This is a genomic window from Rhodococcus sp. NPDC060090 (genome assembly GCF_042729855.1).
Classification (GTDB): Bacteria; Actinomycetota; Actinomycetes; order Mycobacteriales; family Mycobacteriaceae; genus Rhodococcus.
This window is the reverse complement of record NZ_JBHWXB010000009.1, coordinates 189,579-210,841: the sequence shown is the minus strand read 5'-3', so window position 1 is coordinate 210,841 and position 21,263 is coordinate 189,579. Positions and strand designations below refer to the sequence as shown.

Sequence of the window (21,263 nt, the reverse complement as noted above, 5' to 3'; positions counted from 1 at the left end):
CGGTCCGGTGGGCAACTGCTCGCCGGATCTCTGCTCGCCGGATCTCTGCTCGCCCGACTCTGCGGCTATACCTCTGTCCGGACTTCGAGCGTGACCGGCTCTGCACCGTCGGTCCAGCACGCCAGCAGGTTCTCGGCGAGTTCCCGATAGGCCTGCGCACCCTTGTTCTTGCGGCCCGACAGGACTGTCGCACCCGACGCGGATGCCTCGGCGAACCGCACGGTCCGCGGAATCGGCGGAGCAAGGACAGGCAGGTCGTACCGATCGGACACATCGGCGAGCACGTCGCGGCTGTGCGTGGTCCGCGCGTCGTACAGGGTCGGTAGCGCGCCCAGCATCTCCAGGTCCGGATTGGTGATCTGCTTGACTTCGTCGACCGTGCGCAGCAGTTGCCCGACCCCTCGGTGCGCGAGGGTCTCGCATTGCAACGGTACGAGGACCGAACGGGCTGCGGTCAGGCCGTTGAGGGTGAGCACACCGAGCGAGGGCGGGCAATCCACGATGACGATGTCGTAGTCGTCCTCGACCCCCGCGAGAGCGCGTTTGAGGGCGTACTCCCGTCCGGGGCGCATCAGGAGCAGCGCTTCCGCCCCGGCGAGGTCGATCGTCGCCGGAAGCAGGGCGAGGCCCTCCCCCGTCTCGAGAAGCACGTCCGCGATCTCCGCGTCACCCATGAGCACGTCGTGCACGGACTTTTCGAGTCGATCCGGGTTGTGCCCCAGGGAGAAGGTCAGGCAGCCCTGCGGGTCGAGATCGACCACCAGGACGCGTTGCCCGAGCCCCACCAAGGCAGCGCCCAGTGACGCGACAGTGGTCGTCTTCGCGACGCCACCCTTCTGATTTGCCACCGCAAGTACTGTTGCCACGCGTCGATCCTCGCTCATAGCGGCACCGCGCGCGAGACTTGACGCGTCCGCTGCTGTCCGGTGGGTCGCGTGGAGCGCAATTACACATGTCCGAGTCGGTCTGTACGGGACCCGACGAGGTTCTTACCCATCCCCCGTGAGGCCGAGCCTCAGCGCGAGGCACCCGACCGGGATGTCACGCGCCGCGCTCCGAATCCGTGCCGGTGTTCGAGTCGGTGTCGGTGTTCGGGTCGGTATTCGCATCGATCGGTGAGTCGGGCGCGTAGTCCTGCGCGAGCCATCGAGATGTGGCCGGGGCGAACAACAGCACGAGTGCCGGCACCACGATCACTGCCATCAGCGTCCCGAGAATCGGCTGATGCGAATCGGTGAGCAACGACCACGCCACCGGAAGCAGCAGTATCTGCGCCACGACCGCAACCGACCTGCCCCACCGCGCACCCCGCAGCAACGCGATCCCTGCCGCAAGGACGCCGCCGAACAGCAGTCCCAGCCACAGCGCGAAGCCGTATCCGTTGGTCACCGTCTGGTCGTGATCGCCCGATGCGGCGCGGAAGATCGAGTACACCGCGAACCCCATGGCCACGAGACCCTCGATGACGACGAGGATGCCGGCGATACGGACCGTCGACGGAATGGCTCTGCGCGAAGATTCGGTGGTCACCCGGCCAGCGTAGTGGACCCGCGAAAGACCACTTAGGCTGATGTTCCGTGCGTGCACTGCTGATCGTGAACCCCAACGCGACTACGACCACACCGGTCGGTCGCGACCGGCTCGCTCACGCTCTGGCGGGCCGGGTCGCGCTCACCGTGGCGCACACGACGCACCGCGGGCACGCCGCGGAGCTGGCTCGCTCCGCACACACCGACGGAATGGACGTGATCATCGCGCACGGCGGTGACGGCACGGTCAACGAGATCGTCAACGGGATTCTCGGCGCACCGTCCCCGCGTGCCGCAGATCCGTCCTTGCCGATGCTCGCCGTGGTTCCTGGTGGTTCGGCGAATGTCTTCGCGCGCTCGCTGGGGATCGCAGCCGATCCGATGGAGGCCACCGAACAGCTGCTGACGCTGCTCGCCGAGCGGTCCCGCCGCCGGATCGGGCTCGGATTCTGTGAGGGCCGCTGGTTCGTGTTCAACGCGGGCCTCGGACTCGATGCCCAGGTGTGCGAAGCCATCGACCTGTCCCGTGCCTCCGGGAAGAAGGTCACCACCGCGCGGTACGTGCGGCACGCCGTCAAACTGTTCTTCGAATCGAAGCGGGCGGACCCCGCGCTGACCCTCGAGCTTCCCGGCCGGGAACCCGTCGGCGGTGTCCACTACGCATTCGTGTCGAACTCGAGTCCGTGGACCTTCCTCGACGACCGGCCGGTACACACCAACCCCGGCACTTCGTTCGACACCGGCCTGGGTGTATTCGCGATGACCACCACTCGGGTCGCCGCGACTCTTCGGGTGGTGCGGCAGTTGCTGGCACGACGGGGTGACCCCGGGTCCCCACATCTGATTCGTGTCGACGACACCCCGCGAGTCCGGGCAGTATCGACACGACCGATCGGACTTCAGGTCGACGGAGATTACTTGGGAATGCGAACGGAAGTCGTATTCGTATCCGTTCCGGACTTACTGGACGTAGTGGCTCCCGAATCAAAATCCAAGCGCGCAAATCTGTGATTCGTCTTACATCGCCGCTGGCCAGGGTGTAGAAATGTACTTTGAGAACAACGCGGCTTCAATGCCTGCGTGAGCTTCCCCACGGTCGTGGCCGATTCTATTGACTTCGCGCTCGTTCGTGAAAGCATTCACAAGTAACTCCGCGGAAATACTTCGCGACTCCAGCATGAACTCGACAAGACCATCATCCGGTGCGCGCAGCACCATCGAAGGAGAGTAGAAGCATGGACTGGCGCCACAAGGCCATCTGCCGCGACGAGGATCCGGAACTGTTCTTCCCTGTGGGAAACAGCGGCCCGGCGCTCGCGCAGATCGCTGATGCCAAGCTCGTGTGCAACCGCTGCCCGGTCACCACCGAGTGCCTGTCGTGGGCTCTCGAGTCGGGCCAGGACGCCGGCGTGTGGGGCGGCATGAGCGAGGACGAACGTCGCGCACTCAAGCGCCGCAATGCCCGGACCCGGGCACGCACCGCTGTGTGACATAGCTCCTGTGAGGCATTGCAATTCGACGCACTGCCCGGCACCACTTCGGGTGCCGGGCTTTTGTGTGTCCGGTGACGGTGTGTCCGGTGACGTCCGGATGCGAGGCGCCCGCGCACGCTTTCTCGTCAGGAAGGCCGCTTGCCAAGCGGCAGACTGAGTCTTGCCTCCGTTCCGCCGGAACTGCTCGTCTCGAGTTTTATGGAGCCTCCCAATTCGGCCGCGACGAGAGTCCGGACGATCTGCAGGCCGAGACGATCCGACTCCGCGAGACTGAAGCCTTCGGGCAGACCCTTGCCCTCGTCGTGCACGACCACATCGAGCACACGAGCCGAACGGTGCGCCCGCACGGTCACCGTGCCGTGCGCACCCGGATCGAACGCATGCTCCACCGCGTTCTGCACGAGTTCGGTCAGCACCATCACGAGCGGGGTCGCTCGGTCTGCCGGAAACACCCCCAGGTTGCCTTCACGATGCACCCGCACCTGGCTCCCGACAGCCGATACGTCGACGACGATCGGAATCAGCCGGTCGAAGACGTCGTCGAGATCGACTTCCTCATCGACCGACATCGACAGCGCCTCGTGCACCAGCGCGATCGACGTCACGCGCCGGACTGCTTCGCCGAGCGCCTGCTGCGCCTCCACATTGCCTGTGCGGCGTGCCTGCAGCCGCAGCAGCGCCGCAACGGTCTGCAGGTTGTTCTTGACCCGGTGGTGGATCTCACGGATCGTCGCGTCCTTGCTCATCAGTGCGCGGTCGCGTCGCTTGACTTCGGTGACGTCGCGGATGACGACCGCCGCACCGTCGATCCGGCCCCCCGGCGTCAGGACGAGGGCACGGATCAGCACCGTCGCGCCGCGCGCCTCGACCTCCATACGTTGCCCGTTGCGGCCCTCGACCGCACCCCGCAGATAGTCGGAGACATCACGACTCTCGAAGGGGTCGGTGACCAATGCCCGAGTCGTCTCGATCAGATCCTGCCCACGAAGATCCGAATTGAAGCCCATACGATGATAGGCCGACAGGGCATTCGGACTCGCGTAGACCACACAGCCTTCCCGATCGAGCCGGATGAAGCCGTCGCCGGCGCGCGGGCTCGACTTCGTGTCGGAACGTGCCTCGGCGGTCGGGAAGCTTCCCTCGCTGATCATCCGGTAGAGCGCGTCCGCGCATTCCAGATAGGCGGTTTCCAGTGCGCTCGCCGACCGTCTCGATACGCGCGCGGCGTCGCGGCTGAGGACCGCGACGATGTCGTCGCCCCATCGGACGGGCACTGCCTGCCGCATGTTGATCGCATCGCCGGACCCGGGCTGCGCCGTGGCGATCCGCCCGGTTTCGAACGCTTCGCGGACGTACGGGTGTTCGTCGTCCGAGACGACGGTGCCCACCGCGTCTTCGGGCAGCACCGTCGAGGTCGTGGTCGGGCGGCACTGGGCCACACACACGATGTCTCCGGGGTCCGCACTCACCCACAGCAGTACATCGGCGAACGACAGATCTGCAAGCAACTGCCATTCCCCCACCACCCTCTGGAGGTGGTCCACGGCCGCACCCGGCAGATCGGTATGAGTTGCGAGAAGCGCGCTGAGCGTCGACACCGTCCGAAGTTCCGTGCTCAGGAGATGACCGCGATGAGGTCACCCTGTTGGATGACGTCGCCTATTACAACGTCGACCGAGGTCACGGTGCCCGCACTTTCGGCGAGCACCGGAATCTCCATTTTCATCGATTCCAGGATGACCAGGGTGTCTCCTTCCGAAACCACATCGCCTTCACTGACCACCACCTCGAAGACGGTGGAGACCATTTCGGCGCGCACATCCTCTGCCATCGGACACCTCGATTCGCTGCTCAGGTAGCCCGGACGGTGGACCTGCCGACAGGGCCACTCGACCGCACGTGGAACACTGTAATGAACGAGAAAGGAGATCCCACCATGGGCAAGCGAGGTCGGAAGAAGCGCAGCCGTAAGGGTAGTGCCGCAAACCACGGCAAGCGTCCCAACGCCTGACGCGTCGACAGACGTCGCGGGGGCCGGAAAGCATTGCTTTCCGGCCCCCGCGACGTCTACAGCCTTCGAATTCGCAGGCGGTGTCGCAGTCCTATTCGTACTCCCTGACGTTCACCACGACCGTCCTGCGGATCTCGATCATCAAGCGTTCTCGCAGTCCTTCCGGCGCGTGTTCACCCCCGCACTTGCGGCTGAGCAACGCCTTGACCTTCTCCTCGATGCCATAGGCCTCGAGGCACGAACCGCAGTCGTCGAGATGCTGCTGGAGTCGAGTCCTCGACGCCTCGTCGCACTCCGAATCGAGGAGCAGGTACACGTCCGCGATGACCGCGGAGCAGTCGAGTCGCTCGTAATCTGCCTGCTCGCTCACTGCGAGACTCCCTTCTGGCCCTCGGTGCTGATGGTCCCGTCGCTACTGACAGTCGCTGCCTCGCCCGTCGTGCGGCCGCGGAAGAACCCACGTTCGTGTGCGACATCGGCGAGGAGACCTCGAAGTTGTTTGCGTCCACGGTGGAGCCTGGACATCACCGTGCCGATCGGCGTGCCCATGATCTCGGCGATCTCCTTGTAGGGGAAACCCTCGACATCCGCGTAGTACACCGCCATCCGGAAGTCCTCGGGCAGCTCCTGCAGAGCCGCCTTGATGTCGTCGTCGGGCAGCGCGTCGAGCGCTTCCACCTCGGCGGAGCGCAGACCGATCGACGAATGCTCGGCGGAGGCAGCGAGCTGCCAGTCGGTGATCTCGTCCGTCGGGTACTGGGCAGGTTGGCGCTGCCGCTTCCGGTACGTGTTGATGTACGTGTTCGTCAGAATCCGGTACATCCACGCCTTGAGGTTGGTGCCCTCCCGGAACGACCGGAACGCCGAGAAGGCCTTGATGTAGGTCTCCTGCACCAGGTCTTCTGCGTCGGCGGGATTGCGGGTCATCCGCAATGCGGCGCCGTAGAGCTGGTCGAGCAGGGGCATGGCATCCCGCTCGAACCGCTCGGCCAGTTGTTCTGCAGACTCCTCGACCACACCGATCCCTTCACTCATCCCCTTGGTGAAGGCTACCGGGCAGCCGGGGTCCGGACGGGGAGGGCTCAGTACCGGCACCGGTGCTCCGATCTTCTCGCTCGACGTTCCTGCTCGACGCGGCCGAAGTTCTCGACGCGCGACCCACCGGGGATCAACAACCTCTCGGTGCGACTTGTTCCCGCACGTCCACTTTCGGATCCTTGGTTTCGGCCGGGCCGACACACTGTCCATTCGACCGGCCGACACTCCTTACACTCACGATCATGGCCTCGACCTCCACACCTGCGACCACTCTGCTGAAGCGTGAGAAGGTCGACCACCGGATCCACGAGTATTCACACGACCCGAAATCGGGGTCGTACGGCACAGAAGCGGCGGACATCCTCGGTGAGCGTCTCGACGTCGCCGCAGCACAGATCTTCAAGACCCTGGTGATCTCATTGTCCGGCGGTGCGCTCGCCGTCGCAGTGATTCCCGTACCCGACACGCTGTCGCTGAAGGGCGCGGCGGGAGCGCTCGGCGGCAGCAGGGCAACCATGGCGGAACGCAAGGCCGCCGAACGCACCACCGGGTATGTGCTGGGTGGAATCTCGCCGCTCGGTCAGCGCAAGCGCTTGCGCACCGTCGTCGACGCCTCCGCGCTGATGTGGGACCGCGTGTTGTGCAGCGCCGGCCGACGGGGCCTCGAGATCGAATTGGCTCCTGCCGATCTGATCCGCCTCACCGGCGCCGTGGTCGCGCCCGTCACCGTCGGACGCTGACGATCGGTCGCCTCCCACGAGGGTCTAGAGGAAGGCCAACTGGTCGCCGCTGCCGTCGTCGGGCTCCAGGAGTTCCGGACCCTTGTTCCGGACGCTGTTGACCTTGTCGGACACACGCCGGACTTCGATCCCGGCGACGGCTTCTGTGCTGGGCACGATCAGATCCGGGTGTCCGAGACTGTCGGGATCGAGCCAGTCGTCCCATCGTTCGGGCGGCATGATCAGCGGCATCCGGTGATGCACGTTGCTCAGCTGCGCAATCGAATCCGCGGTGAGAATGGTGGTGCTGAGCAGTGGCGGCTCGTCCGGGGTGCGCGGGTCGTGCCACACCGCCCACAGGCCTGCCATGTAGATGCGTGAGCCGTCACCCTGCGACATGAAGTACGGAACCTTGCGGGTCTTGCCGCCGGCGGCGGGTTCGACCTGCCATTCGTACCAACCGTCCATCGGGACGAGGCAACGCTTGTAGCGGAGCGATTGCGCGAAGGACGGTTTGGTCGCGACCGACTCGGATCGCGCGTTGAACAGCGGCGCGCTCTTGCCGATCTCCTTGGCGAAGGACGGCACCAGCCCCCAGCGCATGCGCCGTATCCGACGTCGTGCCGCGCTCTCCGGATCTTCACGATCGTGCCGCGCCACGACAGTGAGCACACCGGTCGTGGGCGCCACGTTGTACTCGGGCACGATCTCGGCATCGCCCGTCTCGTCGAGCGCATCGAGTTCGGCTGCCAACGTCGCCGGATCCACCGTGGTCGCATACCTACCGCACATGCCACGAGTGTGGCAGCCGCGACCGACACCGCGCCATCCACTTCGCGCCTATTCACCGTGCAGGACCATCCGCAGTCGAGGTCCGACCCCCGATGGGCGAAGATGGACGGGTGAGCCTGTGGAGAGCACCCCGAGCCGTGACCGCCGTCGACGCGTCCGTTACCCTGCCCGGATCGAAGTCGATCACCAATCGCGCCCTGATCCTCGCCGCGCTGGCCGACGGGCCGTCGACGATCACCGGTGCACTGCGCAGCCGCGACACCGACCTGATGATCGGTGCGCTACGCGCCGTCGGAGCCGCGATCGCCGACCGCGACGGTGGCACAACCCTCGACGTCGCGCCCGGCACAGTGCGCGCCGGCACGGTGGACTGTGGTCTGGCAGGCACCGTCATGCGGTTCGTCCCGCCGTTGGCGGCTCTTGCGGAGGGCGATGTGCACTTCGACGGCGACGAACAGGCGCGGGTCCGTCCGATGGGCACGGTCCTGGAGGCACTGCGCGGCCTCGGCGCCGAGATCGACGGTGACGGACTTCCTTTCACTGTGCGAGGCAAGGGCGCTGTTCGCGGCGGCAGTGTCACGATCGATGCCTCCGGGTCATCGCAGTTCGTCTCGGGTCTGTTGCTGTCGGCCGCGGCATTCGACGAGGGCATCGTCGTGCACCACGACGGCAAGCCGGTCCCGTCCATGCCACACATCGAGATGACCGTCGAAATGCTTCGGGCAGCAGGGGTTTCCGTCGACACGTCGGAACCGAACACGTGGCGAGTCGCACCGGGCACGATCGAGGCGCACGATGTGACGGTCGAACCCGACCTGTCGAACGCCACACCCTTCCTCGCCGCCGCGGCCGTCACCGGCGGAACTGTCTCGGTGCCACAGTGGCCCGCAACGACCACGCAGGCCGGGGATGCCATCCGTGACATTCTCGAGCGCATGGGCGCCGAAGTGTCACTGACCGACGATGCCCTCATCGTCCGCGGGCCGGAGCGCCTCGTCGGAATCGACGTCGACCTGCACGACGTCGGTGAGTTGACCCCGACCGTCGCAGCGGTCGCAGCGTTCGCAACCACTCCGTCGCACCTGCGCGGGATCGCCCACCTGCGCGGTCACGAAACCGACCGGCTCGCCGCTCTTGCCACCGAGATCAACGGGCTCGGCGGATCGGTCACCGAGACCGACGACGGCCTGCGGATCGAACCGACGCCGCTGCACGGCGGGGTATGGCGTTCCTACGCCGACCACCGGATGGCGACTGCAGGCGCGATCATCGGTCTCGTGATCGACGGGGTCGAGGTCGAGGACATCGGTACGACAGCCAAGACATTGCCCGGTTTCGAATCTCTGTGGGAATCGATGTTGACGGGAGTCCGCTCCTGAAACGGCGACAGTACGACGAGTCCGATGTTCGGGTCCGTCCGGGCAGAGGAACGCGCCCGCGGACCAAGGATCGACCCGCTCACCTCGACGCGATGGACGGCATGGTCGTCTCCGTCGACCGGGGACGCTGGGGTGTGGTCCTGGACGGCGATCCGGATCGGTCCGTCACCACCATGCGCGCCCGAGAACTGGGCCGGACTCCCATCGTCGTCGGCGATCAGGTCGGTGTGGTCGGTGACCTGTCGGGACGTCCCGACACACTCGCCCGGATCGTGCGCGTGGACGACCGCGCCACCGTGCTCCGGCGCACCGCGGACGACACCGACCCGTACGAACGGGTCGTGGTGGCCAACGCTTCGCACCTGTTGATCGTGGTCGCGCTGGCCGACCCCCCACCGCGTACCGGGCTGGTCGAGCGCGCGCTGGTGGCGGCGTACACAGGCGGGTTGACCCCGGTGCTGTGCCTGACGAAGAGCGACCTGGCCGATCCCGACGAGTTCGCCGCGCACTTCGCAGACCTCGCCGTTCCGGTGATGCTCGCCGGGCAGGACGACGACCTCATCGAATTGACTGCACTGTTGCACAATCGGGTGACTGCGCTGATCGGCCATTCCGGGGTCGGTAAATCGACGTTGGTGAATCGACTCGTCCCCGACGCCGCACGCGCCACCGGCGTCGTATCCGGGGTCGGCAAGGGGCGTCATACGTCCACGCAGTCGGTAGCCCTGCCGCTCCCCCACGGCGGCTGGGTCGTCGACACACCCGGCATCCGATCGTTCGGACTTGCGCATATCGGATCCGACGACGTCATCGGCGCCTTCTCCGATCTCGCGGTGGCAGTCGAGCGGTGTCCTCGAGGATGCACCCATCTCGGTCCGCCGGCAGATCCCGAGTGCGCACTCGACACCCTCGAAGGCCAGTCGTTACGCCGCGCGATGGCCGTGCGGGAGCTGCTGGCCGCACTGGCCACCAACGACTCCTGGTAGACCATGTACGCGAAGAGCCCGACCTCGTCGAAACGAGGTCGGGCTCTTCCGTCTGTGACGTGGTTCAGCCTGTGACGTGCAGGTTCAGCGCATACCGAGCACACGGCGGACGAGACCACGCTTACGCGTCTTCTCGATGGCGGATGCCAGGCCCACCCTGCGCCCCGTGATCGGATCCACTTCGGCCGGCCCGCCGAAACCGAGCTCTGATGCGGTTTCGGGCGCGGCATCGCGCGTGTCCTTGAGGTACTTGTCGGGCAACGACAGCTTGGCGATGGTGCGCCACGACTTCCAGTACTGCACCGCGAGCGGACCGGTCGTGTACGGCAGGTCGTACTTGTCGCACAATTGACGCACGCGCACAGCGATCTCCGCGTACCGGTTCGACGGCAGGTCAGGGTAGATGTGGTGCTCGATCTGGTAGCTCAGATTGCCGGTCATGAAGTCCATGACCTTGCCGCCCGAGATGTTCGCCGAGCCCAGCATCTGCCGCAGGTACCACTCGGCGCGGGTTTCGTTCTCGATGTCCTGCTTGGTGAACTTCTCGGCACCGTCCGGGAAGTGACCACAGAAGATCACCGCGTTGGTCCACAGGTTGCGAACGAAGTTGGCGGTGGCGTTCGCCTTGATCGTGGACTTCCATGCCTTGCCGGTCAGCGCCGGGTAGACGACGTAGTCGCGGAGGTTCTGCTTACCGATCTTGGCGAGCACCTCCCTGCCACGTACCTTCGTCAGTTCGCGATCGTCGCGGCCCTGGATGACCTTGCCGAGTTCGAGCAACTGAATCGCGATGCCGTACTGGAACAGCGAGGCGAGGATCGCGTTGTAAGCGACGTTGCCGAGGTAGAACGGCTTCCATCGCTGATCACGCGTGACGCGGAGCAAACCGTATCCGACATCGTCGTCCATACCCAGGATGTTGGTGTACTTGTGGTGGAGGTAATTGTGAGTGACCTTCCAGTGCGCCGACGGGTCGGCGTTGTCCCACTCCCAGCTCGCCGAGTGCACCTCCGGGTCGTTCATCCAATCCCACTGCCCGTGCATCACATTGTGACCGAGCTCCATGTTCTCGATGATCTTCGACAGAGACAGCATGGTCGTCCCCAGAATCCAGAGGGGACGCTTCCTCGAGCCGAGGAGGACGACGCGTCCGCCGATCTCGAGGCCACGCTGCAGCCGGATGGTGTTGCGAATGTATCGGGCGTCGCGCTCACCGCGCGACTCTTCCACATCGCGCCTGATCGCTTCGAGCTCACGGCCGATGGCCTCGACGTCGGCCTCCGTGAGGTGCGCGTACTCCTTGACATCCGAAATCGCCATGCACTTACCCTACCGTAGGTTACGATCCCGTAGGTTGATGGATTCTCGGCTGTGATCAGAATCACGCGCTGCTGGAAACGGCCGTCTTCCCGTGTCGCACAGCAGCCTTCGTGCGCCGTGCCGCGACTGCGTGCTCGGCGTGTGCCCGCAGAGCAGTGAGCAGACCCCGCCGCCGACCTGTGATCGGATCCGTAGTGATGGCGGGGAAACTCGTGTTCGCCCGCTCGTTCCGGAACTTGCGCTCGGACGACGTCTCGGGTGCGTCGTCGGACGTCGCCTTCAGGAACCGGTCCGGAAGCGCAAGCTTGTGAATCGTGCGCAGCGCAAGCCAGTACTGACGCCCCAGAGATCCGGTCGTGTACGGCAGATCGTACTTCCCACACAACGCACGGACGCGGGCCGCAATCTCGGGATACCGATTGCTCGGCAGATCCGGGAACAGGTGATGCTCGATCTGGTAGCTCAGGTTGCCGGTCATGAATCCCATGATCTTGCCGCCCGAGATGTTCGCGCTGCCGAGCAACTGACGCAGATACCACTGAGCTCGCGTCTCCCGCTCGAATTCGTCGGGCGTGAACTTCTCCGCGCCGTCCGGGAAGTGTCCGCAGAAGATCACCGCATACGCCCAGAGATTACGAACGAGATTCGCAGTGAGGTTCGCAGTGAGGGTCGAGCGCCATGCACGGGCGGTGATCGCGGGGAACAGCACCCCGTCTTTGAGGACCTGCTTGCCCGCCTTGACGACGAACTCCTTGTTCGGCCCCGAATTCCATTGCGCCGGCGGCATACCCGGGAGGTCTTTCGCCGCCGACAGATCGTGCAGCGCGATGCCCCACTCGAAGGTCGCAGCAAGGATCACGTTGGCCACCGGCTGCAGCAGATTGATCGGACGCCACTTCTCGTCGCGCGTCATCCGGAGAATGCCGAATCCGACGTCCTCGTCCATCCCCACGATGTTCGTGTAGGTGTGGTGCGCGTAATTGTGGGCACGCTTCCAATGTTCGGACGGGCCCGTCTGGTCCCATTCCCAGGATGTCGAGTGGATTTCGGGATCGTTCATCCAATCCCACTGCCCGTGCATCACATTGTGCCCGAGCTCCATGTTCTCGATGATCTTCGCCAACGACAGCGAGGTGGCGCCGAGCAACCACCACGCCCGGTCCCGTGATCGGAACAGCGCCAGACGCCCGACGACTTCGAGCGTCCGTTGCAGCCGAATGGTGTTGTGGATGTACCGCGCATCACGCACCCCGCGCGAACGCTCGATATCACTTCGAATGGTGTCGAACTCACGTCCGAGCGCCTCGACATCGGCGTCGGTCAGATGAGCGAACTCCCGAATATCGCTGATAGCCAAACGGGGCCCTTCCCCCTGTATTGATCTGTTCTGATCTGTTTGATCGACGCAGTCAGGCGTCGAGCGTGCAGTCGCCTGCGGCCGCGGAGATGCAGGTCTGGACACGTTCGCCCTCTACATGTTCCTTGCCCGACCGGAGGTCGACGATGTGCCCCTTGTGCAGCGGCACCACACAAGTCTGACAGATTCCCATGCGACAACCGAAGGGCATGAGAGCACCGACACTCTCGCCCGCCTCGAGCAAGGTGGTTGCGCCGTCGACGGTAACCGTCTTACCGGACTTCGCGAAGGTGACCGTGCCGCCGGATCCCGACGTGTCGGCGCGGGTGACCGCAAAACGCTCGAGGTGCAGCTTCTCATCGATGCCTGCGCCCTTCCAGAACGCAGCGATATCGTCGAGCATCGCCTGGGGCCCACACGCCCAGACGGTACGGTCACGCCAGTCCGAACACACCTCGTCGAGGCTCGACAGGGCGAACTTTCCCTGTTCGCGTGTGAACTGGAGGTGCGAATGGAACTGCTCGTGCTTCTCGTCGAACCCCTCCAGCTCGGAACGGAACATCACGCTGTCGAGGGTCGGCGCCGAGTGGATGTGTACTACATCGGAAATTGCCGTACCTCGTTCGGTCGCGCGTCGGTCGAGCGTGCGAAGCATCGACATGATGGGCGTGATGCCACTGCCTGCGGTGAGGAAGAGGACCTTCTCGGGGGGCGGATCGGGCAGGACGAAATCTCCCTGCGGCGCCGCCAGCCGAATGACGGTCCCGGCCGGGACCCCGTTGACGAGATGGCTGGAGAGAAGTCCCTCCGGCATCGCTTTCACAGCGATCGAGATGATTTTGTCTTCGTGAACCGGCGTGGACGTCAGCGAGTACGAACGCCAGTGCCAGCGTCCTTCTATGTGCAGACCGATACCGATGTACTGACCCGGCTCGTACGCGAAGTCGAAACCCCACCCCGGGCGGATGACGATGGTGGCGGAGTCGGGCGTCTCCGAACGAACCTCGACGATACGGCCACGAAGCTCACGTGCCGACCACAGCGGGTTGATCAGATGAAGGTAGTCGTCGGGCAACAGCGGCGTGGTCACGCGAGCCACGGCGCCGCGCACCACATTGGACAGGGACCGCTCCGAGGAAACGACATGCGCTGCCGGCTTCTCGATCCATTCCTTCAAACCCATCCGACACCTTCTCCTCGCCGATTCCTACGCCACCGTAGGTTAACAGAAGTTACGGTGGCGTAGGTTACCGGTTCGTCAGAGGAGCTCGAGCAGGAATGGTAGTTCCTGAGCGGCGTACCACGCGAGTTCGTGGTCCTCCGCGTCACCGAGCACGAACTCCGCTTCTTCGTCCCCGAGGTCGGCCGCATCGATCACAGCCACGGCACGCTCGACATCGCTCGACGCCTCACCCAGGTCGACGTGGACCGACGCGACAGCCGACATCGGCACCGCCGCGTCGAGCCTGACCACCGCGTCGTCGAGATCGGGGCGGGGCCTCGCGCCATCGACGTCGGCCGCGACAACGACCCGCCTGGTTCCGAGCGTCCCGTCGGCATCCTCTGCCGCGAGCAGCCGCAGCGAAGCGCGCGCGGCCTCTGCCATCGCAACCTCGGCCAGCTCGTCGTCGTCGCCTGCCGTGTACGCCTCACGCAGAGCCGCAGTGACAGCGAAAGCCGTCCCGCTCACCGCATCGATCTCCCCTTCGGCCACGAGCCGCTGCAACATCGCGAGCGTCGCAGGCACATAGACGCGCGTCACTTCTCACCTACTGGCATCCAACAACTCCTCGAGTGATTCGTGCAGCAACGATGCGAGGACATCCACATCGGGCATGGCATCGCGGTCTGCGTTCAAACCGTAGTAGATGTTGCCGTCGTACGACGTGAGGGCAACGCTGAGCGCCTGTGTCTTGAGCAACGGCGACACCGGGTACATCGCGAGAACGCGTGCCCCCGCGAGGTACAGCGCGTGCTGAGGCCCCGGGGCATTGGTGATCATGAGATTGAACATCCGCTGCGAGAACCCCGACGCGACCCGTGCCCCCACCGCGTGCATCGTGGCGGGAGCGAAGCCGGACAACCGGATCATCGTCTGCGCCGCGATACGTCTCCGCTGTCGCGAATAGGCCTCACCCGCATGCGAGATGTGCGACAGACGCACCACCGCATTCGGTTCACCCACAGGCAGGTCCACGAGGAACGACGACACCTCGCCCTGAGGATGGACCTGGATGGTGTCGCCGTCGCCGACGGCTCCTTCCGGCTCCTGTGTGTACACCGACATCGGCACCATCGCACGCACCGTGGTCGCCTCCGTGACCGGCTCTCCACGCGACAACAGCCAGTACCGCAAGGCACCCGCGATGACGGCGAGGACCACGTCGTTGATCGTGCATCCGTAGCGCGCGTGGATCGTTCGGTAGGGCCCGAGTCCGGACTGCACGACCGTGAACCTGCGGCTGCGTGAGATCGACGCGTTCAACGGTGATTCCGGCGCGGACTGCGCAGCCGTTCTCGCGAGCCTGCCCACCACATCGACGGTCTCCCCGACGGTGGACGCGAGATCGCCGAGCGCCGTACGCACGGCGGCCACTCCCTCACCGGGTCGCGCCACCGAACCCGCGAATGCACCCACCAACAGCGCGGTGTCCGATGGCTCCTGCTCGGGCATCCAGAGTTCTTCGGGGACCTCGCGCGGTTCGGGGGTGCGGTCGAACAGCACTTGGCCGATCTCGAGGGAGTCCTCGCCGTCCACGAGGGCGGAATGGGATTTGGTGAACAATGCGGCCCGGCCGTCGGCGAGGCCTTCGACGAGATACATCTCCCACAGGGGGCGGGTGCGATCGAGGGGACGGGAAATCAGACGTGCGATCAGGTCGAACAGCTGCTCGTCCGATCCGGGCCGGGGCAGCGCCGAGCGTCGTACGTGGTAGGTGATGTCGAAATCCCGGTCGTCGACCCAGACCGGACGCGCCATACCGAAGGCCACTTCGCGTACCTTCTGCCGGTACCGCGCGACTTCGGGGAGACGCTTCTCGACGAGGCGGACGACGCTCTCGTACTCGAGTCCGCCTTCCGGGGGTTCGAGGATGGCCAGCGATCCGATGTGCATCGGAGTGTTACTCGTCTCCAGGTAGTAGAACGATGCGTCCTGGGCCGTCATACGGCTCGTCATAGCGAAGCGTCCCCCTCGATCCCGTCGGCAACTTCCGATGCCTCGTCGATACTGAAGAGTACGGCCAACCCTGCCCTCATCGCGCGCGGAACGTCATGGTGGACACCGACCATCCCCGCCGCGGCAGCGCCGCGCACGTTCACGACGAGATCGTCGATGAACACGCATGGCGACGGTTCCGGAGCCAACCGCTGTGCAGCCGGGAGATAACTTCCTTCGTCCGGTTTCGCCACGCCGACGTCACCGAGCTCCTTGCAGGACGATATGTCACGATGTGTCTGGTTCCGTCCTCTCCCGGAGCCCACCACCGACCGGCATCCGCCGGCCGGTAGAGATCGATGCTCCGGGGGTTTCGCGCATGTCACGTCCGCAGTCGGGCCGCTTCATCCGACCCATTCCACTTTTCGAGCCTCCGGTGCAGGAATCCTGCACCGCGCACCGGCCACACTCCCTACGCAGGACCACACCACACTCCGGCCGGTCCGGACGCACCCGTGTGGCCGCGGATCGGATTCGCTCGCGGATCCCACTGGGAACGCCGCTGAGTCCGGACATCGATCCGAGTGCGCATCGGTTCGCAGATCTCGCGGTGAGGCTCGTCCTCGAAGTCGTGGACGGCCGCCGACCGGATACTCAACTCTCGACGGTGCTCACACCGGCGCTGGTCACGACGTTCAGCGCCGCACGTCATGCCCGGTCCGACGCGGACTCGGCCGTCGTTCTGCGCGCACGCCTACAGACGCGCGATGCCCGCACGGCAGAACTGTTCGGATCCTACGCACGCGGGCATCGTGTGTTCGCGATGGCCGGACGGGTCGTGCGCGCCCCGGCACGCGGACACAACCGTCACGGTTGGGTCATCACGACCCTGTGGCTCGGCTGAGAGTGCTCGATCGTGGGGTGATCAGCCCTGCCGATTTGCCTTGGTGTCCTTGCGGGCAGCGGCCCGACGTTCCCGCCGCGTGCCACCCTGCTGTGGTCCCGACGCCTCGCTCGGACCCGAGCTGCTCCGGGCAACGTGGGCGCGACCGTCCTCTGCCGGTCCCGTGTACGTCAGCCGACGCTCGGTCTCGTCGAGCCCTTTCGCTCGCAGCGCTGCCGGAGCGGGCGCAGGAGCGGGCTGCCTCGGCGGCATGGGCTGCCTGCCCGCCTGCTGCTGAGGCTGCTGGGCAGGCTTGGTCAGCGACGGCGCGTTGCGGGCAGCCGCGGCTGCGGACGAAGGCGTGACCGCAACCCCACCGCCGGCTGCCTGTGCCTGGGGAGCGTTCGCCTCGACCTGCAGATTGAACAGGAAGCCGACCGATTCCTCTTTGAGGCCCTCGAGCATGCCCGTGAACATGTCGAAGCCTTCACGCTGATATTCGACGAGGGGGTCGCGCTGTGCCATTGCCCGCAGGCCGATGCCCTCCTTGAGGTAGTCCATCTCGTAGAGGTGCTCACGCCACTTCCGGTCGAGGACGGAGAGCAATACCCGCCGTTCGAGTTCGCGCATCGCGCCGTCACCGGCGATGCCCTCGATCTCGGCCTCGCGACGCGCGTATGCCTCGCGCCCATCCTGCAGCAAGATCTCGCGCAGCTCGTCGCGGTCGATGTCCTCGTTCTCCTCGACGAGTGACTTGTAATCCACGGTGACCGGGTAGAGCGTCTTGAGCGCGGTCCACAGCTGCTCGAGGTCCCAGTCCTCGACATAACCTTCGGCAGCCGCACCGTCGACGTATGCGGTGACCACATCCGTGAGCATGCGCTCGACCTGGCCTTCGAGGTCCTCGCCACGCAGGATCCGGCGACGCTCCTCGTAGATGACGGTGCGCTGCTGGTTCATCACCTCGTCGTACTTGAGCACGTTCTTGCGGATCTCGTAGTTCTGCTGCTCGACCTGTGTCTGTGCACTCTTGATGGCTTTCGACACCATCTTCGCCTCGATCGGGACATCGTCGGGCAGGTTGAGGCGGGTCATGATCGACTCGAGTGCCGCGCCGTTGAAGCGCCTCATCAACTCATCGCCGAGTGAGAGGTAGAACCGCGACTCACCCGGGTCGCCCTGTCGACCGGACCGGCCACGCAACTGGTTGTCGATACGCCGCGACTCGTGCCGCTCGGTGCCGAGGACATACAGTCCGCCCGCCTCACGCACCCGGTCGGCGTCCACCTTGACGTCGGCCTTGATCTGCTCGAGGGTCGGGTCCCACGCGGCCTCGTACTCCTCCGGCGTGTTGACCGGATCCAGGCCGCGCTTGCGCAATGCGATGTCCGCAAGGATGTCGGGGTTGCCACCGAGCACGACGTCGGTACCGCGACCGGCCATGTTGGTCGCCACAGTGACCGCGCCCGACCGGCCGGCCTCCGCGATGATCTGCGCCTCCTGCTCGTGGAACTTCGCGTTGAGGACGCTGTGCGGAACACCCTTCTTGGTGAACTGCTTCGACAGGTACTCCGAGCGTTCGACGCTGGTCGTGCCGATCAGGACCGGCTGGCCCTTATGGTGCCGCTCGACGACGTCGTCCACCACGGCAGCGAACTTCGCTTCCTCGGATTTGTAGATGAGATCGCCCTGGTCGACGCGGACCATCGGACGGTTCGTCGGGATCGGGATGACACCGAGGTCGTAGATCTGGTGGAGCTCGGCTGCCTCGGTCTCGGCCGTGCCGGTCATGCCCGAGAGCTTGTCGTAGAGGCGGAAGTAGTTCTGCAGCGTGATGGTGGCGAGGGTCTGGTTCTCCGCCTTGATCTCGACCCTTTCCTTGGCCTCGATCGCCTGGTGCATGCCCTCGTTGTAGCGGCGGCCGGAGAGCACACGCCCGGTGAACTCGTCGACGATGACGACCTCGCCGTCACGGACGATGTAGTCCTTGTCCTTGGTGTAGAGCTCTTTCGCCTTGATCGCGTTGTTGAGGTAGCTGACCAGCGGGGAGTTCGCCGCCTCGTACAGGTTGTCGATGCCGAGCTGGTCTTCGACGAATTCGACGCCTGCCTCGTGCACACCGATGGTGCGCTTCTTGATGTCCACCTCGTAGTGGACATCGAGCTTCAGCATCGGCACGATCCTCGAGAACTCCGCGTACCACTTGCTCGACGCATCTGCCGGTCCCGAGATGATCAGCGGCGTACGGGCCTCGTCGATGAGGATCGAGTCGACCTCGTCGACGACCGCGAAGTTGTGTCCGCGCTGTACCAGGTCGTCGAGGGAGTGCGTCATGTTGTCGCGCAGATAGTCGAAGCCGAACTCGTTGTTCGTGCCGTACGTGATGTCGGACGCATATGCAGCGCGACGCTGGGCGGGGGTGAGACCGGACAGGATCACGTCGGTTTCGAGACCGAGGAACCGGTGGACACGACCCATCCATTCGGAGTCTCGCTTGGCGAGGTAGTCGTTGACGGTGACCACGTGCACGCCGTCACCGGACAGAGCATTGAGGTAGGCCGGAAGAACGCAGGTCAGGGTCTTGCCCTCACCGGTCTTCATCTCGGCGATGTTGCCGAAGTGCAGCGCCGCGCCACCCATGATCTGGACGGTGTAGTGCTTCTGACCGATGACACGCCACGATGCTTCCCGCGCCGCGGCGAACGCCTCGGGCAGCAGGTCGTCGAGGGTTTCCCCGTCCTGAATACGACCACGGAACTCGGCGGTCTTGGCCTGCAGCTCCGCATCGGTCAGGGTCTCGAACTCCGGGGCAATGGATTCGACGTGCTCTGCGATGTGCTTGAGCCGCTTGACCATGCGACCTTCACCGAATCGGAGCAGCTTCGTCAGCGACAGCACTGGTGTGTTCGTCCTCAATCTCGGGTACCTGCACGGACAAGAAAATCCGGCCGAGGCCTTTCGGACCCCGGCCGGATTCCATGGTAGGCGTTCACTCGAACGAACGGCGATGGCCACTACCTCATCGCCATCTCACACGGGCATCATCCGAGTCGGAGCAACCCGTAGTCGAACGCGTGACGGCGGTACACCACCGATGGCTTGTCGCTCTCCTTGTCGTAGAAAAGGTAGAAGTCGTGGCCCACGAGTTCCATCTCGTACAGTGCGTCGTCGACCGACATCGGATCTGCCTTGTGTTCCTTCGTGCGGACGATCCGGCCGGGCCCGTCGGGCTCCTGCTCGTATCCGTCGAAGTGGAGATCAGGCGAGATCCCGAGGGAGTCGTCCTGCGCGAGCTCTGCCGTCGCTTCCGCAACCGACACCGGGGTCTTGTCCCCGTAGGACACCTTGCGGCGGTCCTTCGTGCGACGCAGTCGAGATTCGAGCTTGGCCGTCACCGATTCGAATGCGGCGTAGAAACTGTCGGCCGCAGCTTCAGCGCGGACGACGGGCCCTTTACCTCGAGCGGTGATCTCGACCCTCTGACAACTCTTCATCTGACGACGATTGCGCTCGTGCTGAAGTTCGACGTCGAACAGGAAGATCGTGGGGTCGAATCGTTCGAGCCGAGCTAGCTTCTCCGACACGTAGATCCGGAAATGATCAGGGACCTCGACGTTGCGGCCTTTCACCACGACATCGGCGTTCGCGGTCTGCGGAGCGGATTCGCCGGTGTCGGCGACCGCGACGGTGGACTTCGAAGGGGTCGTCACTCGTACCTCCCGAGTACGGCCGGTGCAGCACGCGCACCGGCAGATCGATGAGCGCCTGGGCGCTCCGCCCGGAACGAGAAGATCGAGTATTTCTACCCGTCTACCTTGTTGTTTCCGGGTCTGTGGCCGACGGTAGTACGTAACCGGAAGGTCCGCCACTGTTCCGATCGAATTCACTTTTCCGGCGATTACCCGCGTATCACACAGGCGCACTCAGGCACGTGCGATCACCAGAATTCCGGACGTCCGAAACCCCGCTTTCCGGAGGACTCGGACAGCTTCCGCCGTGGTCGCTCCGGTGGTGACGATGTCGTCGATCACCAACACCGGAAGTCCCCGAGGTACGGAGTCTGCACGAATCGAGATCCTGCCCGCGAGATTGATCTGTCGCTGAGCCGCCGACAGGCCCACCGAATCGCGCACCCTCGCGCCCGTGACCAACACCGGATGTACGTGAAGCGACGGATCGTGGGACGCCGCGCACCGGGCCATCCTCGTGACCGGGTCTCCCCCACGCGCACGCGCCACTCGGATACGAGTGGGGGCCGGCACCACGATCAGCGGCCCGGCCGGTAACTCACCCCACCGCCGCAGACGAGCAATCGCGACCGCCGACGCCAACCCGAGCGGTGCCGCGAGGTCGCGGCGACCACGCTCCTTCGCGGCCACGACGGCACTGCGACGGGCACCGGAGTACGCCCCGAGCGTCCACACCGGCACCGTCGGATCCACGCGCGGACGCACCTGCGCCGGCGGGTCGTTCAACGTTCGCGCACACTCACGACACCATGGCGTACCGGGCGCATCGCAGCCACCGCAGCGGACGGGAAGCACCAGATCGAGCAACTCCGACAGCATCCGCACAGTGTGCCCACCAGGTACGACAGCT

Annotated in this window: 23 protein-coding genes; 7 read left to right on the top strand and 16 right to left on the bottom strand. The window is 65.1% G+C overall.

All coding sequences use genetic code 11. The features are described from left to right. Positions 1 to 65: 65 nt before the first annotated feature. Positions 66 to 866, bottom strand: a complete 801-nt coding sequence (locus ACFWCF_RS14755; protein WP_378562533.1) for a ParA family protein — start codon at positions 864 to 866, stop codon at positions 66 to 68. Between the two features lie 175 nt (positions 867 to 1,041). Then, entirely contained in the window at positions 1,042 to 1,530 is a 489-nt protein-coding gene (locus ACFWCF_RS14750; protein ID WP_378562530.1) for a hypothetical protein, read from the bottom strand. 47 nt (positions 1,531 to 1,577) lie between these two features. On the opposite strand from ACFWCF_RS14750, the gene ACFWCF_RS14745 reads away from it, so the two are divergent. After that, a complete protein-coding gene (locus tag ACFWCF_RS14745; RefSeq protein WP_378562527.1) occupies positions 1,578 to 2,540 on the top strand; it encodes a diacylglycerol/lipid kinase family protein in 963 nt (320 codons plus the stop codon). A gap of 224 nt (positions 2,541 to 2,764) precedes the next feature. Further along, on the top strand, positions 2,765 to 3,019 hold the full coding sequence (locus ACFWCF_RS14740; RefSeq protein ID WP_132470936.1) for a WhiB family transcriptional regulator: 255 nt from the start codon (positions 2,765 to 2,767) through the stop codon (positions 3,017 to 3,019). 128 nt (positions 3,020 to 3,147) lie between these two features. Here the strand turns inward: ACFWCF_RS14740 and ACFWCF_RS14735 are convergent, their stop codons facing one another. After that, on the bottom strand, positions 3,148 to 4,620 hold the full coding sequence (locus tag ACFWCF_RS14735) for a sensor histidine kinase (protein ID WP_378562523.1): 1,473 nt from the start codon (positions 4,618 to 4,620) through the stop codon (positions 3,148 to 3,150). A gap of 17 nt (positions 4,621 to 4,637) precedes the next feature. Further along, positions 4,638 to 4,853, bottom strand: coding sequence for a biotin/lipoyl-binding carrier protein (locus ACFWCF_RS14730; RefSeq protein ID WP_378562520.1), 216 nt, complete (start codon positions 4,851 to 4,853; stop codon positions 4,638 to 4,640). A gap of 105 nt (positions 4,854 to 4,958) precedes the next feature. Between ACFWCF_RS14730 and ACFWCF_RS14725 the strand changes: the two genes are divergently transcribed. Further along, positions 4,959 to 5,033 (top strand): 50S ribosomal protein bL37, encoded by a 75-nt coding sequence (locus ACFWCF_RS14725; protein WP_095887907.1) that lies wholly within the window; start codon positions 4,959 to 4,961, stop codon positions 5,031 to 5,033. A gap of 91 nt (positions 5,034 to 5,124) precedes the next feature. Here ACFWCF_RS14725 and rsrA read toward each other — a convergent pair whose 3' ends face one another. Together rsrA and ACFWCF_RS14715 are read right to left on the bottom strand one after the other, a co-directional pair. After that, complete coding sequence (gene rsrA / locus ACFWCF_RS14720) at positions 5,125 to 5,403, bottom strand: mycothiol system anti-sigma-R factor (RefSeq protein ID WP_378562517.1); 279 nt, start codon at positions 5,401 to 5,403, stop codon at positions 5,125 to 5,127. Beyond that, positions 5,400 to 6,068: a sigma-70 family RNA polymerase sigma factor gene (locus tag ACFWCF_RS14715; RefSeq protein WP_378562514.1), complete on the bottom strand. Its 669-nt coding sequence runs from the start codon at positions 6,066 to 6,068 to the stop codon at positions 5,400 to 5,402. The genes rsrA and ACFWCF_RS14715 overlap by 4 nt, the downstream gene beginning before the upstream one ends. A 245-nt stretch (positions 6,069 to 6,313) precedes the next feature. Here ACFWCF_RS14715 and ybaK point away from each other — a divergent pair, with 245 nt between their 5' ends. Beyond that, positions 6,314 to 6,811 (top strand): Cys-tRNA(Pro) deacylase, encoded by a 498-nt coding sequence (gene ybaK / locus ACFWCF_RS14710; RefSeq protein WP_378562511.1) that lies wholly within the window; start codon positions 6,314 to 6,316, stop codon positions 6,809 to 6,811. 24 nt (positions 6,812 to 6,835) lie between these two features. Here ybaK and ACFWCF_RS14705 read toward each other — a convergent pair whose 3' ends face one another. Next, positions 6,836 to 7,582 (bottom strand): SOS response-associated peptidase, encoded by a 747-nt coding sequence (locus ACFWCF_RS14705; protein WP_378562508.1) that lies wholly within the window; start codon positions 7,580 to 7,582, stop codon positions 6,836 to 6,838. A gap of 92 nt (positions 7,583 to 7,674) precedes the next feature. Here ACFWCF_RS14705 and aroA point away from each other — a divergent pair, with 92 nt between their 5' ends. Beyond that, positions 7,675 to 8,961: a 3-phosphoshikimate 1-carboxyvinyltransferase gene (aroA, locus tag ACFWCF_RS14700; RefSeq protein ID WP_378562505.1), complete on the top strand. Its 1,287-nt coding sequence runs from the start codon at positions 7,675 to 7,677 to the stop codon at positions 8,959 to 8,961. Next, positions 8,928 to 9,947 carry a ribosome small subunit-dependent GTPase A gene (rsgA, locus tag ACFWCF_RS14695; protein WP_378562502.1) on the top strand — a complete coding sequence of 340 codons (1,020 nt, stop codon included), beginning with the start codon at positions 8,928 to 8,930 and terminating at the stop codon, positions 9,945 to 9,947. The genes aroA and rsgA overlap by 34 nt, the downstream gene beginning before the upstream one ends. Before the next feature lie 84 nt (positions 9,948 to 10,031). On the opposite strand, the gene ACFWCF_RS14690 is transcribed toward rsgA, so the two are convergent. From ACFWCF_RS14690 to ACFWCF_RS14665, 6 genes are all read right to left on the bottom strand, one after another. Beyond that, positions 10,032 to 11,267 carry a fatty acid desaturase family protein gene (locus ACFWCF_RS14690; protein ID WP_378562499.1) on the bottom strand — a complete coding sequence of 412 codons (1,236 nt, stop codon included), beginning with the start codon at positions 11,265 to 11,267 and terminating at the stop codon, positions 10,032 to 10,034. Between the two features lie 61 nt (positions 11,268 to 11,328). Beyond that, positions 11,329 to 12,624, bottom strand: coding sequence for a fatty acid desaturase family protein (locus ACFWCF_RS14685; protein WP_378562496.1), 1,296 nt, complete (start codon positions 12,622 to 12,624; stop codon positions 11,329 to 11,331). Positions 12,625 to 12,676: 52 nt separating this feature from the next. Continuing rightward, the gene (locus tag ACFWCF_RS14680; protein WP_378562493.1) at positions 12,677 to 13,807 is read right to left on the bottom strand and encodes a ferredoxin reductase; all 1,131 of its coding nucleotides are present in this window, start codon (positions 13,805 to 13,807) and stop codon (positions 12,677 to 12,679) included. A 75-nt stretch (positions 13,808 to 13,882) separates the two neighbouring features. Next, positions 13,883 to 14,386, bottom strand: coding sequence for a DUF6912 family protein (locus ACFWCF_RS14675; protein ID WP_378562490.1), 504 nt, complete (start codon positions 14,384 to 14,386; stop codon positions 13,883 to 13,885). 3 nt (positions 14,387 to 14,389) lie between these two features. Further along, positions 14,390 to 15,802 carry a wax ester/triacylglycerol synthase family O-acyltransferase gene (locus ACFWCF_RS14670; protein WP_378562487.1) on the bottom strand — a complete coding sequence of 471 codons (1,413 nt, stop codon included), beginning with the start codon at positions 15,800 to 15,802 and terminating at the stop codon, positions 14,390 to 14,392. After that, the gene (locus ACFWCF_RS14665; protein ID WP_378562484.1) at positions 15,799 to 16,035 is read right to left on the bottom strand and encodes an HAD-IA family hydrolase; all 237 of its coding nucleotides are present in this window, start codon (positions 16,033 to 16,035) and stop codon (positions 15,799 to 15,801) included. The genes ACFWCF_RS14670 and ACFWCF_RS14665 overlap by 4 nt, the downstream gene beginning before the upstream one ends. 263 nt (positions 16,036 to 16,298) lie before the next feature. On the opposite strand from ACFWCF_RS14665, the gene ACFWCF_RS14660 reads away from it, so the two are divergent. Then, positions 16,299 to 16,685 (top strand): Rv3235 family protein, encoded by a 387-nt coding sequence (locus ACFWCF_RS14660; protein ID WP_378562481.1) that lies wholly within the window; start codon positions 16,299 to 16,301, stop codon positions 16,683 to 16,685. Positions 16,686 to 16,706: 21 nt separating this feature from the next. On the opposite strand, the gene secA is transcribed toward ACFWCF_RS14660, so the two are convergent. From secA to ACFWCF_RS14645, 3 genes are all read right to left on the bottom strand, one after another. Further along, complete coding sequence (secA, locus tag ACFWCF_RS14655; RefSeq protein ID WP_378562599.1) at positions 16,707 to 19,520, bottom strand: preprotein translocase subunit SecA; 2,814 nt, start codon at positions 19,518 to 19,520, stop codon at positions 16,707 to 16,709. 185 nt (positions 19,521 to 19,705) lie between these two features. Further along, entirely contained in the window at positions 19,706 to 20,374 is a 669-nt protein-coding gene (gene hpf / locus ACFWCF_RS14650; protein WP_378491570.1) for a ribosome hibernation-promoting factor, HPF/YfiA family, read from the bottom strand. Positions 20,375 to 20,587: 213 nt separating this feature from the next. Beyond that, on the bottom strand, positions 20,588 to 21,232 hold the full coding sequence (locus tag ACFWCF_RS14645; protein WP_378562478.1) for a ComF family protein: 645 nt from the start codon (positions 21,230 to 21,232) through the stop codon (positions 20,588 to 20,590). Between the last annotated feature and the right edge of the window lie 31 nt (positions 21,233 to 21,263).

Coding starts and splice junctions, on each gene's coding strand:
- ACFWCF_RS14730 (WP_378562520.1), bottom strand. CDS start 4,853: ATGGCAGAGGATGTGCGCGCCGAAATGGTCTCCACCGTCTTCGAGGTG.
- ACFWCF_RS14690 (WP_378562499.1), bottom strand. CDS start 11,267: ATGGCGATTTCGGATGTCAAGGAGTACGCGCACCTCACGGAGGCCGAC.
- ACFWCF_RS14680 (WP_378562493.1), bottom strand. CDS start 13,807: ATGGGTTTGAAGGAATGGATCGAGAAGCCGGCAGCGCATGTCGTTTCC.
- ACFWCF_RS14670 (WP_378562487.1), bottom strand. CDS start 15,802: ATGACGAGCCGTATGACGGCCCAGGACGCATCGTTCTACTACCTGGAG.
- ACFWCF_RS14705 (WP_378562508.1), bottom strand. CDS start 7,582: ATGTGCGGTAGGTATGCGACCACGGTGGATCCGGCGACGTTGGCAGCC.
- aroA (WP_378562505.1), top strand. CDS start 7,675: ATGGGCGAAGATGGACGGGTGAGCCTGTGGAGAGCACCCCGAGCCGTG.
- ACFWCF_RS14740 (WP_132470936.1), top strand. CDS start 2,765: ATGGACTGGCGCCACAAGGCCATCTGCCGCGACGAGGATCCGGAACTG.
- ACFWCF_RS14715 (WP_378562514.1), bottom strand. CDS start 6,068: ATGAGTGAAGGGATCGGTGTGGTCGAGGAGTCTGCAGAACAACTGGCC.
- ybaK (WP_378562511.1), top strand. CDS start 6,314: ATGGCCTCGACCTCCACACCTGCGACCACTCTGCTGAAGCGTGAGAAG.
- ACFWCF_RS14645 (WP_378562478.1), bottom strand. CDS start 21,232: ATGCTGTCGGAGTTGCTCGATCTGGTGCTTCCCGTCCGCTGCGGTGGC.
- secA (WP_378562599.1), bottom strand. CDS start 19,520: ATGGTCAAGCGGCTCAAGCACATCGCAGAGCACGTCGAATCCATTGCC.